This is a genomic window from Marinifilum sp. D714 (assembly GCF_030851345.1).
Lineage (GTDB): Bacteria > Bacteroidota > Bacteroidia > Bacteroidales > Marinifilaceae > Marinifilum.
In genome coordinates this window covers 146,226-160,171 of record NZ_JALPNU010000006.1, presented here as the reverse complement: position 1 = coordinate 160,171, position 13,946 = coordinate 146,226, and the positions used below count along the sequence as shown (strand labels likewise).

Genomic DNA, 13,946 nt, shown 5'->3' with positions numbered 1-13,946 from the left:
TCAATCTCCAGGTCTAATTGGAAACCTTTGCAGCAAATATATAAAAAAACACTACCAGTACATACTAGTATGTGAAAAAATAATAAGATTTTTACAGGAGGAGATTGATTATTGTTTTTGAATGTATTGTTTTTATTGATGTTTTAATGGTTGGTAGAGAATTTAAAAAAAAGTAAAAAAAAATAGACCTATAGTAAGTTTGTATTGAAAACGAACATATTTATGCTGTAATTGCATTTTCAAAAAGGGCATAAAAAAAGCTGATTTTACATCAGCTTAAGTATTTTTAATTTCATTTTATAGTGCCATTATCCCTCTAATGCCTTGTGCCCGTGAATATATTTCAACTACATCTTCGGCAGAGTTCATCATTATTTTTACAGTTACACCTATAAATCGAATGTCCCTTGAGGTTTTATAGGAGAATTCAGTTTCTTTTGGAAATAAGTTTCTTACAGCATTTAGTTTCTCTTCGTTGTTTGGGACTATGAATTTAAACATGTACAACGAAGGCCATTTTGTTGAATCCAGCAACTGTTGTTTGATTCGATTATATTTTTCCTGATCCATTTTGCAAAGATAAGTTTAGGAGGCACAAAAATGGAAATATTTTTGGTATTTCGTGTAATCTCATCTGTATTTTAAAGAGAAACATAAAGAAAGAAGTTTTAGTTCCGTTTAAACGAAAAATTAACGTTTCAGTAAGATTTTTGTTTTTTGAATACAAAGATTAATTTTCCTTTAAAGCTTATATTTATAACTTTATAAAGCTCCAGTAAAACAAACCAAATACTAAACCTAAAAGTTGTATGAATCGGAAAATTGTAATTGTCATCCTTGTATTAGCCACATTGGGTATAGCAATGTTTTTGGCAATGTTTCTTAAGGGCATGAAAGAAGATCCTGCCAAAAATCTAGATAATAACAAACTGCCTACGGTAAAAATCCAGAAAGTTGAGTATTCCTACATTGAATCTCCTATCGTTGAGAAAGGAAGGTTGGCTTCTAATATGGAAGTAAATTTAAGTTCTGAAGTAGCAGGAAGAATAGTTGAGGCTGGAGTACCATTGAAAGTTGGCCAGAAATTTAATAAGGGAGATTTGTTGATTAAGATTTACGACAAGGATGCAAAAATGGATCTAAGGGCACAAAAAAGTCGTTTCTTAAATAAGCTGGCTGAAAATCTTCCGGATATCAAGGTTGATTACGCAGATAACTTCGAAAGTTGGATGAATTTTTTCAATTCGATTAATTTGGATGATAATGTTCCTGAATTGCCTAAGGTTAAAACTACACAGGAAAAAGTATTTATGGCAAGCCGAAATATTTTGGGTGATTATTATGCCATTAAAAGTGCCGAAGTGAAGCTTGAAAAGAGAAACATCTATGCACCTTTTAATGGATCTTTTGTAGAGGTGAATACACAGGTAGGTTCGGTAGCAGGAATGGGTTCAAAATTGGCAGGCATTATTGAATCCAATAAGTTGGAACTACAAGTGCCAATTGAATCAGAAGACATTAAATGGCTACAACTCAACGATGAGGTAGAAATTTTGGATTCTAATGGAGAAGTGCTTTGTAAGGGCAAATTGGTTCGTAAATCTGAGTTTGTTGATCAAGGGACTCAATCTGTTTCCGTTTTTGTTAAACTTTATAAGAATAATGATGTAGAATTGTACCAGGGACAATTTTTAACAGCTCGATTCAATGGCAAAAAAATTGCACAAGCCATGGAAATTCCTAGAACTGCGGTTTTCAGTTCTAATAAGGTATATGTATTGGAAAATGAGGTGATGAAATCGAGAAGGATTAATGTTTTAAAAAGAAATGAAAATTCATTGATTTTTAACGGACTGAAAGAAGGTGAATTGCTTGTGGTTGAGCCGCCAGTAAAAGCGACTGAGAATATGAAGGTTCAGGTACAATAGTTTGGTAATTAATCAGATATTACGAGATGGAAAGAATTGTTACAAGATTTGTAAAGTATCCGTTTTACGGAAAGATGATTATTGCCTTATTGCTTATTGCTGGAATTACCTCTTTGGTATTCATGAAAAAATCATTCTTTCCGCAAACCGAATCAAAAACCATAACAGTTTCTATGGTTTATCCTGGAGCTAGTCCAAAGGAAGTAGAGGAAGGGATTACCTCCAGAATTGAAGATGCCATAAGAGGAATTGTGGGAATTAAGGAAATGAACTCGGTTTCGTCAGAAGGTTTTTCGAGGGTAACCATTACCACTACGGGAGAATACGATTTAGATGAAACATTGGCTGATATTAAAAATGCGGTTGATGGAATTCCTAGTTTTCCAACAGGTGCAGAGAAAGCAGTAATTGCAAAACGAAGGTCAACAACTCCGGCAATTAATATGGTTGTTACCGGAGATGTGGAATTGTTAACCCTAAAGAGATATGCCGATGAGATATATGATGATTTACTACGATCTAAAAAAATGTCACAGATTAGCCTTTCGGGTTTTCCGAGGTTAGAATTATCGGTGGAAGTTAAAGAAGAAAACTTAAGAAGATACAATCTTACTTTTAGTGAAATATCGAATGCTATTGCTAGCAATAATATTGATATTTCAGGAGGAACCATAAAAAATGAGGTAGAGGAAATTTTAATAAGAAGTAGAAATCGTTCTGTAGATCCTGATAAGATCGGAGAAATCATTTTAAAGGCAAATCCTGATGGAAGTTATCTTAGGATTAGAGATGTAGCTAGTACCCACTTTCAATTTCAGGATGTTCCAAATTCTACCTATGTAAATCAAAATCCAGCGGTTTACATTGTAGTCAACAAGCTGAATAATGAAGATTTAAAAGAGATTTCTGAATTCTGTAACCAGTATGTGGAAGAATTCAATGCCAGTCATGATGATGCACAAATGATTGTGACTTTTGACTTTGTTGATATGCTAAAATCCAGATTGGATCTCCTGTATAAAAATGGTGGTTACGGACTGGCTTTGGTAGTAATTTCACTTGCATTGTTCTTAAGTTTCCGATTGGCATTATGGGTTGCCTGGGGAATTCCAGCATCTTTTCTAGGAATGTTTATTATTGCCAACCTAATGGGCGTTACCATAAATATGATTTCTCTTTTCGGAATGATATTGATTATTGGTATTCTGGTTGATGATGGCATTGTGATTGGAGAAAATATTTACTCTCATTTTGAAAAAGGCAAGAGTCCGAGGAGAGCTGCCATAGATGGCACATTGGAAGTAATACCAGCAGTATTAACCTCGGTTACAACAACCATGGTGGCATTTTCGCCACTGCTATTGGTAACAGGAAATATGGAATTTCTTTACGAAATGGCATTTGTAGTTTGTGGTTGCTTGTTCTTATCTCTCTTCGAAAGTTTCTTTGTTTTGCCAAGCCATGTTGGGAATGATGTAGTTTTAAATGTGAAGAAGAACAAGAACGTATTTAACCGATTCAGAGCCAAAATTGAAAGAGGAATCCTTTTTATGCGTGACAAGGTTTATGCTGGTGTTTTAAGCTGGGTAGTTGAGTGGCGATGGTTTGTTGTTATTACACCTATTGCTTTAATCTTAATAACCTATGGTTTGTTTAGTGGTGGATTGATTAAGAGTACATTCTTTCCGAATATGCCTTTTGATTCATTCAATATCAATGTAGCCTTTAAGCCAGGAAGCAATAAAGATATTACCACTGCTTACCTTAAAGATTTTGAGAAAGCAGTCTGGGAGGTGAACGATGATATCATGAAAGAATACAATGATACAACCAGCTATATTAAATATACTGGTGTATCAACAGGCTCATCATTTAGTGGACAGGAAAATGGTCCGCATGCAGGAAATATGTGGGTTATGCTACGTGATATGGAAGGAGCTCCCATATCTAGTTTTGAGATAACAAATAGGGTGAAAGCAAAAATTGGAGAAGTGCCAGAGGCTGAAAAATTCACAATTGGTGCATTTAACCGATGGGGAGCACCAGTTTCAGTTAGTTTGTTGGGGAGTGATTTGGACGAGTTGAATCGTGCCAATCAATTTTTTCAGGATGAGCTTCGAAAAATGGCATCTTTATATAATATAAGTGACAATAACCCGCTTGGAAGTAGAGAGGTGAGACTTAGGTTGAAACCAAAAGCCTATTATTTGGGTATGGATATTAGAACCATTACTTCTCAAATACGACAGGGTTTTTTCGGAGGACAAGCCCAACGATTACAGGAAGGAAAAGATGAAATAAAAGTTTGGGTTAGATATCCTAAAAGTGATAGGATATTTATTGGTCAGATGGAGGACATGAGAATTCGAACTCTTAAAGGCGCCTTCCCTTTGTCGGAACTAATTGAGTATGATATACAGCGTGGCCCTGTAAGCATTCAGCGCTATAATGGATCTCGTGAGATTAGGGTCGAGGCAGAGCTTTTGGATCCGAACGAACCTGTACCTCCAATTCTAGAATATGTAGAAGCAAATATTTTCCCTGAATTGGATAATAGATTTCCAGGAGTTAGAACCGAATATCAAGGACAGCAGAAACGTTCGAAGGAAGATGCTGAGGAATTGATGCTTTATTTCTCAATTGCATTCATGATTATCATTTTTATTGTGATGATTCACTTCCGAAGTTTTACTCAAGGTATTATTGTTTTAATGATGGTTCCATTAGGATTTTTAGGATCTGCATGGGGACATGGAGTGGAAGGCTTTCCTGTTTCGATGTTGAGTGTATGGGGGATGGTTGCCTTATCGGGTGTAATTATTAACGATGCTGTGGTATTCCTCTCTAAGTACAACTCCTTAATTCAGGAAGGAATGACTCCTCTTGTAGCGGTGAAAGCGGCAGGAAAAGCAAGGTTTAGAGCTATTGTTTTAACAACCATTACAACATCTGTAGGGCTGTATCCTCTTATTCTTGAAAATTCATTTCAGGCAAAATTTCTGATTCCAATGGCTATTGCATTGGCATATGGAGTACTAATTGGTACGATGTTTATTTTATTGTTTTTTCCTGTTTTAATAATGATTTTGAATGATTTGAAACGATATTCAAAACAAATTTGGGAAGGCTATAAAATTGATCCAAGGGATGTGGAGCCTAAAGTAAAAGAATCAAAAGTAAGTTTAGATTAATCATCGGAGAGAGAATTTCTCTGAACCATTATACAAAGACAAAAATGATAAAAAAGATATCATTAAGCCTATTATTGAGTTGTCTTTTTTTGAGCTTGATAGCCCAGGAAGAGTTGAGCTTGTCAAAAGCCATTCAGGTTGGCTTGGAAAACAACTATGAACTAAAGATCATCCGTAAAGCGGAACAGATTTCTGAATTAAATAATTCGTGGGGAAATGTTGGTAGATATCCGCGAATTCAGTTTAATCTTCAGGGAAGAGGAATAAAAGATTATAATGAAAGCAATGATTTTACTCGCTTGAGTGTAATTCCATCACTAGATCTGAACTGGACACTTTTTGAAGGTTTTGCTGTGCAAATCAGAAAGGATAAATTCGATGATCTGGAACAACTCTCAAAAGGAAATACGCTGATAGCGATTGAAAATAGAATTGAGTTGATTATCCTGTCTTATTATAAAATCTTACTCGAAAAGGAGAGATTGAAAGTAAGTGAGAAAATTATGAACTTGTCTTCCGACAGGTATGAAAGGAGTAAGGTTGGCAAAGAACTGGGAAGTGCAGTTACCTACGATGTTTTACAATCGAAAAATGCCTGGCTCGAAGATCGCTCATCATACTTATTGCAAGAGGTTAATTTTAACAATGCAGTGCGCGATTTGAACTTTTTATTGGGAGTTAAAGAGAGTAAAACCTACAAGTTTTCAGATGAGTTTTTGCCGGTAAGTGACGAATATCAATTGGCCAATTTATTGGATAAAATGCTAAGTAATAACAACAACTTAAAAAATCGTTACATCCAGGAAATGATTTTAAGAAGAGATGTTGAGCTGGCTAAAAGCAATTTTTATCCCAAGTTGAATTTTGGCGCAGGGATTCAAGGAAACAGAGTAAAATTAAAACCTGATGGCATGTCGTCGAGTACAACTGATTCCCATAATTTGTATGCTAACATTAGTTTGAGTTATCTGATTTTTAATGGGAATTCGAATCGTAGAGCATTACAAATTGCAAAAATCCAGGAAGAGATCGGTAAGATTGAAACAGAGGATTTAAAACATACGCTAACGAATGCTTTAGCACAAAGTTATGAATTGTACCAGGTTAGGAGGGAGTTGTATTTATTGGCAGAAGAGAATTTGGAAGCTGCTGAGTTGAATTTGTCTATCTCGAAAGACAAATACGAATCGGGTAGTATTAATTCCTTTAACTACCGTGATGTTCAAATTGGCTATCAGAATGTAGCTTTGTCCCGATTGAATGCAATTTTTAATTTGATTCAATCCAGAACCTCATTGGTTCGACTAACCGGAGGAATCTTAAACGAATAAGAAATCTCATAAAATATAAAAAGGCTATTCAACTGATGTGAATAGCCTTTTGTTTTGCTCTTATTCTCCAAAATTATCAGGCACCAATACTGCAACAATTTCACCTGTTACACAAAGTTTGCCGCCAGCATAAAGTTCTGCAACAATGGTCGCCTTACGATCGGTAATTTCGGCAATTGTACCTTTTATTTCAATCTCCCCATCAATGGGTGTTGGTTTTAAATATTTTACTTGTAACGAAGCAGTAACGCATCTTGGAGCATTGTGTTCACACAAGTCGATGTTTTGTTGTTTGGCAAAGGCCAATGCTGCCGAACCAGTTCCATGACAGTCAATCACAGAAGCCAACATGCCTCCATATACAAATCCCGGAATTGCTGTGTGATATTCCTTCGGTACAAATTTGGTAACGGTATGTTCATCTTCCCAATAAGTCTTTAATTGATGACCATGTTCATTTAATCTTCCGCATCCATAGCATTGTGCAAAATGGTCGGGATAGTAATCTTGTATTCCTTTCATATCGTTGTAATTTCTTCCAGTTATCAGATGGAACTTGCCATTCGTAAATAATCATTCTTGAATGTGTTCCCATAGCTATCAGGGACATAATTATTTGCCATGGAAGTTTCATTTTATGTTTTAAAATTTAATGTTTCTGCAAAAATGATATTTTATACCTGTTTTTACAATTCAATTAAAGGTAATTCATATATTGCTTTTGTTGATACAGATTTATTAAAAATGACCAAAATAATCATAGCTCCCGATAAATTTAAAGGATCTCTTACTGGGCTTCAGTTTTGTAATGCCATTGAAAAAGGAATCAGAAAGCATGTGCCTGATGTTGAAATTGAGAAGCTGCCTTTGGCAGACGGAGGTGATGGAACCGTTGAGGTACTGCAATACTACTTGGATGGAGAAATGATTTCATTGAATGTTAACGATCCTTTAGGACGAGAAGTCAATGCCGCATACTTGTATTCCAAAGTCAAGAAGACTGCTTTTATCGAAATGGCGGAAGCTTCTGGGATTCGTTTACTTCGAGATGAAGAAGCAAATCCTTTAAAAACCAGCACGTACGGAACAGGTGAACTCATTAAGGATGCTCTGGGTAAAGGGGTAGAGCACATTATTTTAGGAATAGGAGGAAGCGCTACCAACGATGCTGGTATGGGGATGGCTCGAGCTTTGGGGTATCGCTTCTATAATAAGGATAAGAAGGAGTTGTCAGGAGTAGGGAAAGATTTGCAAGAGATTGAAACCATTGAAATTTCTGGCGTTCATCCTCAAATCAAAAATGTAAAAATCGAAGTAGCCTGTGATGTTGATAATCCTTTATATGGACCCAATGGTGCTGCTTATGTATATTCACCTCAAAAAGGAGCTACTCCCAAAATGGTAAGGCAACTCGATAATGGTCTCATTGTTTTTAATGAGGTGGTGAAATCTCAGTTTCATCTTGATTTGCAAAATATAAAAGGAGCAGGTGCCGCAGGAGGACTTGGTGCAGGATGCATACTATTTCTTGGGGCAAACTTGAATTCAGGAATTGAACTCATCAAAAATGAAGCAGATTTTGATCAAAAAATTAAAGGTGCCGATTGGATCATTACAGGAGAGGGAAAACTGGATTCTCAAACCTTCTCAGGCAAAGTAATTAGAGGTGTGTTGGATTCATTGGAAGATCAGAAACTGGCGCTCTTCTGTGGTTTGGTAGACCTGTCAGAAACAGAAAGGGAGAAGCTGAAAGTAGATTACATCTCCGAAACTTCGGTTTACGCCAAAGATCTGCAGGACTCTATGCAAAATGCGGGGAAATACTTGGAGATGGCGGCTGAGGAGTTTGCTCAAAAGCATCTGTTAAAATAGGCTGATGAGGCTAATTTTTTGTTTATGGCAATTTTTTATTCATTAAATATTTAGGTCTTAACAAAACGCTTTAAAATTTGCTAGTGTTTAGAATGGATATAAATAACATCATAAAAAACCCGTTCAAAAAAGATTTTACCATTAATAATTAACATTTATTATTACAAGTGGAAGAACATATTGGTTTAAATATTAAGATCTTGAAATGGCGAGAATTGTGTGTAATTATATTATTACCACTTGAATCTGTATCTGGTGAGATTATTTTTTATGGATATATAGATTGTTAACCTTATCTGTTGAATGATAACATTTTTAATAATTGTATAAAATTGCAAATATTTTTTATGTTTGTGTGTCATTTTCCCCAATTTACTTAATGTGATGAATGATTTGTGTGATCGTGATTTGGTTGAAGGGTTAATAAAAGGAGACATGAATTCCTTTCGCATACTCTTTGATGAAAAGTATACTTTGTTCCATTCTTTTATTAAAGGAATGGTTAAAAATGCTTGGCTAGCCGAGGATATTACGCAAAATATATTCATGAAAGTTTGGGTCAATAGGAGCAAACTGAATCCTGATCAATCCATTCACAATTACTTGTATGTTTTAGCAAAAAATGAAATTCGTGACCACTTTAGGCTAAAATGCAATGAGCATCATCAGGAGGTGCAAGAAAATCATAGGGTATTTGTTGAAGATTTTGAAGAGTCATTAGATGTTCAAGCAATGACCGAGTGTGTAGCAAGAATCGTTGCAAAAATGCCTGAACAGAGAAGAAAAGTTTACCAGATGAGTCGCGACAGAATGTTGTCGAATAAAGAAATTGCAGAGCAGTTACAATTGTCTGTTCGAACAGTTGAGCGTCATGTGTTTTTGGCATTACAAGACATTCGTAAACACCTACCTATTTATTATCTTTTCCTGTTTTTGAGTTTTGATGGAATTTTACTTGGGATGTAATGTTTCAATAAATGAGCTTTTTAGGTGCAGTTTTTTGTTGTGTGTTATCACTCATTAAAAAAAAGTAAAAAAAATCTTATTTCCATTGCGTAGTATACTCTCTTGTTTCGTTCTATTAATGTCGACCAATTAAAAAATGCATTTTTAGAATAATATGACGAAGGAGGAATTACAAAATTATTTTTACAATCAATGTACCAGTCAACAAGCACTTGAAGTTCAACAATGGCTTTCTACTATCGAAGCTGAAAGTCAGGATGAAGCTTTGCTCAAGGAGATTTTGAATGAGATAAATGTTGATAAGGATGATCGTCTGGTGAATCAAGCATTTGAGAAATTCAAGAAGTCCATTCATTTAGATGACAAGAATAAAGTTGAAAAAACTCCGATTGTTAGAAGAATTGGAGAGTGGTATCGTATTGCAGCAGCAGTTTTATTGATTCCTATTTTATTGACGAGTCTTTATTTTTATAAAGAAACTACAAACCCTAAAGAATGGGTTGAAGAGTATGTACCATACGGACAAAGTAAAATGGTTTGTTTGCCAGATAGTTCTAAGCTATGGTTGAATGCAGGTACCAAATTAATTTATCCAAAGAAGTTTAATAATTCTCTTCGTCAGGTTTATGTAGCAGGTGAAGCATACGCTCAGGTTACAAATGATAAGTCTCGTCCATTTGTTTTGTCGGCAGGAGAAGTGACAGTTGAAGTTTTGGGTACAAAATTCAATGTCAAATCCTATAGCGAAGATTCATATATCGCAGTTTCTTTAATGGAAGGTTCTGTTAGAATGAATGCCTTTTATAAAGGGGAAAGCAAGACGAAGTTATTAAAACCGGGTGAGATTGTTAGATATTCGAAGAGTACAGGAGAATTACAGAAAAGTGATTTTGTAATTGCAACACGCAAACAATGGTTTAATAGTAAGGGATTCTACTTTATGGATGAATCATTAAGTGAAATTTCTGTTGCTCTTGAAAGGTATTTTGATGTGAGGATTAATATTGAGAATGAATCTCTTAAAAAAGAGCGCTTTTATTCAATGTTTGTAAATAATGAAAGTCTGGATGAAATCTTATCGGCTTTAAATGCAAGTGGAAAGATGATTATTGAACGAAAAAATAATATGATATATATAAAATGAAATATAAAGTATAACCCAAAATCTAAAAATTGCCAATGAAGAAATACTAATCACAAAAAAGGCAGAGAATCTCGTACATTCTCTACCTACATTTTTCAGTTAAATTCTAATAAAAAAACTAAAAAACATTACAAGAATATGAATTTAATTTCAGTAAACCTCAATCTGGCGCAGTTAAGATTGAAAAAATCAATAATAATGTTGATTGTAGCGCTATTTGGAGGAATTACACCAATATTTTCTCAGAAAATATCGGTTGATTTCAAGAACTTAACATTGAAACAAGCGGTTGAAGTTCTACAATCTAAACACAACTATTCTTTTTCTATGAATACCAGTGATATAGATATGAATAAACGTGTTGACTACAAAGCAAAGAACGTTGAACTTAAGGAGGTTCTTAATAAAATATTTGAAGGACAGGGCTTTGAGTGCTTTGTGAAGGATAATATCATTACCGTAACCAAGAAAGATCTAGGTAAGAATGCTATCTCAGCAAAAAAAGAAGTAAAAATAAAAGGGAAAGTTATTGATGATACTGGAGAATCCATTATTGGTGCATCTGTAAGTATTAAAGGAACCACTAACGGAACGATTACAAATTTTGATGGGGAGTTTGAATTGACAGCATTCACATCCGAAGTTTTGGCCATTTCATTTATTGGATATGAAAATCAGGAATATGTTATAACAAAAGAGGAATATTTTAATATTGTTTTGGTTCCATCGGTTGTAGGCTTGAATGAAGTTGTTGTTACGGCCCTGGGTATTAAGCGTGCCGAAAAGGCATTGAGTTATAATGTACAGCAGGTTTCAAGCGAAGACATCTTATCAAATAAGGATGCCAATTTTGTAAATTCTCTTTCAGGAAAAGTAGCTGGTGTTAATATTAATAGCAGTTCATCAGGAGTTGGAGGAGCTAGTAAAGTTGTTATGCGTGGTACGAAAACGATTGCTCAATCAAGTAATGCATTGTATGTGATCGATGGGGTGCCAATGTTTAATTTTGGTGGTGCTGGCGAAACCGAATTTGGTTCTAATGGTTCTACAGAAGCAATAGCTGACATTAACCCGGAAGATATTGAAAATGTGTCTGTTTTAACTGGGGCTGCCGCTGCTGCCCTTTATGGTAGCCATGCATCTAATGGCGCAATTGTTATTACAACCAAAAAGGGGAAAGCAGGATCAACTTCACTGACCCTAACAAGTAATGTTGAAATGATGCAATCCTTTGCATTACCAAAATTTCAAAACACTTATGGCACTGGGGATTTGAGTTCTGATGTTCAGGTATCGGATATTAGTTGGGGACACAAATTGAATGATGCAAATAGAATGGGATACTCACCAAAGAGTGATTTCTTCGAAACCGGAATGGTGTTCACAAATTCTATGTCATTTTCAACAGGAACAGACAAAAACCAAACCTATTTATCTGCAAGTACTGTTAATTCAGGAGGTATTGTTCCAAACAATAGCTATGATCGTTACAACTTTACATTCAGAAATACAACAAGTTGTTTGGATGACAAAATGAAAATTGATTTTGGAGGTTCCTACATCAAACAGGAAGATCAAAATATGGTGAACCAAGGGATTTATGCGAATCCATTGGTAACGGCTTATCTATTTCCGAGAGGTGACGATTGGGAAGATATCAAAATGTATGAAAGATATGATTCTTCTCGTAAAATATATACACAATATTGGCCACAAGGAATTGATGAATTTGCAGGACAAAATCCGTATTGGATTGCACATCGAAATATAAGAAAGAACAAGAAGGATCGCTACATGTTGAATGCAGGATTTAGTTTCGATGCAACAAATTGGTTGAACTTTGCTGGTCGTGTGAGAATTGATAATTCAACTAACGATTTCACGGAAAAACTATATGCCACATCTAACAGAACTCTTACCGAAGGATCTAATAATGGTTTGTATGGTATTGCAAGAAGTGAAGCAAAACAAACATATGCCGATTTCCTTGTAAACATCAACAAGTCGTTTGGTGAGGATTTTTCAATTCAGGCTAATATTGGTGTTTCATACTCCGATATGAAAGAAGATGTGTTGTCAAATCGAGGACCGATTCGTGCTGATGGTATTCCAAACTTATTTAATGTATTTCAATTAGACGATGTGACTACCAAGCGTGAGCAGTCGGGATGGCACGATCAAACTAAATCTGTTTTTGCAAGTGCAGAATTGGGATATAAAGGAGCTTACTATTTAACTCTTACTGGTCGTAACGATTGGGCTTCTCAGTTGGCAGGACCTCATTCAAATGAGAGTTCTTTTATGTATCCATCCATAGGTACCTCATTTGTACTTTCTGAAATATTTGATTTGCCAAGGCAAATTCAATATGCAAAAGTGAGAGCATCCTATGCATCTGTAGGTCTTCCTTTTGCACGTTTTTTGGCAAATCCTACTTATGCCTGGGATAATGCAAATAAGGTGTGGCAAACAAAAACACACTATCCACTTTACGATTTAAAGCCAGAAAGAACCCAATCATGGGAGTTGGGTTTGACAACAAAATTGTTGAAACATTTCGATTTGGATTTAAGCTTGTATAGTACCAAAACATTTAATCAAACCTTCGATCCTCAAATATCAGTTTCTTCTGGTTATTCTACTTTGTATGTTCAAACTGGTAGTGTTAAAAACAAAGGGATTGAGTTGGCATTAGGATATCAAAATACTTGGAATGACTTTTCATGGAGTTCTAATTTTACACTAAGTTCGAACGAAAATGAGATTTCAGAATTGGTAGACAATTACGTTCATCCTGAAACGAATGCAGTTATTACTAAAGATCGATTGGATATTGGTGGTTTATCAAACGCAAGGTTTATATTGAAAAAAGGAGGAAGCCTTGGAGACTTGTATTCCATTGCGGATCTAAAGCGCGATAGCGATGGGAAAATTTTCGTAGATCAGAATGGAAATGTTGCTGCAGAATACAATGTAGAGGATATAAAATTAGGCTCGGTATTTCCTGATGCAAATATGGCATGGAGAAACGATTTTAAATACAAAAACTTCAGACTTGGATTTATGCTTTCGGCTCGCTTGGGAGGTATTGTTTACTCTGCTACTCAGGCTACTTTAGATCGTTATGGTGTATCAGAAGCTTCAGCTAAAGCCCGTGATAATGGTGGAGTAGTTGTGAATGGTGGTGATGTGATAGATGCTAAGAATTGGTACACCACTATTGGGGCAAAATCCGGAATTCCACAGTTTTATACTTATAGTGCTACAAATGTAAGATTGCAAGAAGCAAGTATTGGCTATACCATTACTAGAGACAAGTTGAATAATTTCGCTGATGTGACATTCACACTGGTTGGAAGAAACTTATTCATGTTCTACAACAAGGCTCCATTCGATCCTGAATCAGTTGCTTCAACCGGGAACTACTATCAGGGAATAGATTATTTTATGATGCCGAGCCAGCGCAGTTATGGTTTCAATGTAAGAGTTAAATTCTAAGCAATTCAATATTGAT

At 35.4% G+C, this 13,946-nt stretch carries 9 protein-coding genes; 7 read left to right on the top strand and 2 right to left on the bottom strand.

Features of this window, described 5'->3' with window-relative positions:
- Window positions 1-297: 297 nt before the first annotated feature.
- Window positions 298-570, bottom strand: coding sequence for a DUF493 family protein (locus M0051_RS08470; protein WP_306741099.1), 273 nt, complete (start codon window positions 568-570; stop codon window positions 298-300).
- Window positions 571-809: 239 nt separating this feature from the next.
- Here M0051_RS08470 and M0051_RS08465 point away from each other — a divergent pair, with 239 nt between their 5' ends.
- Genes M0051_RS08465 through M0051_RS08455 form a run of 3 tightly spaced genes read left to right on the top strand, consistent with a single transcriptional unit; the run spans window position 810 to window position 6,450 of the window.
- On the top strand, window positions 810-1,928 hold the full coding sequence (locus tag M0051_RS08465; RefSeq protein ID WP_306741098.1) for an efflux RND transporter periplasmic adaptor subunit: 1,119 nt from the start codon (window positions 810-812) through the stop codon (window positions 1,926-1,928).
- A 26-nt stretch (window positions 1,929-1,954) separates the two neighbouring features.
- The gene (locus M0051_RS08460) at window positions 1,955-5,119 is read left to right on the top strand and encodes an efflux RND transporter permease subunit (RefSeq protein WP_306741097.1); all 3,165 of its coding nucleotides are present in this window, start codon (window positions 1,955-1,957) and stop codon (window positions 5,117-5,119) included.
- Window positions 5,120-5,163: 44 nt separating this feature from the next.
- The gene (locus tag M0051_RS08455) at window positions 5,164-6,450 is read left to right on the top strand and encodes a TolC family protein (protein WP_306741096.1); all 1,287 of its coding nucleotides are present in this window, start codon (window positions 5,164-5,166) and stop codon (window positions 6,448-6,450) included.
- 60 nt (window positions 6,451-6,510) lie between these two features.
- Here M0051_RS08455 and M0051_RS08450 read toward each other — a convergent pair whose 3' ends face one another.
- Window positions 6,511-6,972, bottom strand: coding sequence for a PaaI family thioesterase (locus M0051_RS08450; protein WP_306741095.1), 462 nt, complete (start codon window positions 6,970-6,972; stop codon window positions 6,511-6,513).
- A 99-nt stretch (window positions 6,973-7,071) separates the two neighbouring features.
- Between M0051_RS08450 and M0051_RS08445 the strand changes: the two genes are divergently transcribed.
- From M0051_RS08445 to M0051_RS08430, 4 genes are all read left to right on the top strand, one after another.
- Window positions 7,072-8,322, top strand: coding sequence for a glycerate kinase (locus M0051_RS08445; protein WP_306741094.1), 1,251 nt, complete (start codon window positions 7,072-7,074; stop codon window positions 8,320-8,322).
- Window positions 8,323-8,706: 384 nt separating this feature from the next.
- Window positions 8,707-9,288 (top strand): RNA polymerase sigma-70 factor, encoded by a 582-nt coding sequence (locus M0051_RS08440; protein WP_306741093.1) that lies wholly within the window; start codon window positions 8,707-8,709, stop codon window positions 9,286-9,288.
- A gap of 154 nt (window positions 9,289-9,442) precedes the next feature.
- Window positions 9,443-10,432: a FecR family protein gene (locus tag M0051_RS08435; protein WP_306741092.1), complete on the top strand. Its 990-nt coding sequence runs from the start codon at window positions 9,443-9,445 to the stop codon at window positions 10,430-10,432.
- A 138-nt stretch (window positions 10,433-10,570) separates the two neighbouring features.
- Window positions 10,571-13,930 (top strand): SusC/RagA family TonB-linked outer membrane protein, encoded by a 3,360-nt coding sequence (locus M0051_RS08430; RefSeq protein WP_306741091.1) that lies wholly within the window; start codon window positions 10,571-10,573, stop codon window positions 13,928-13,930.
- The last annotated feature ends 16 nt before the right edge of the window (window positions 13,931-13,946 follow it).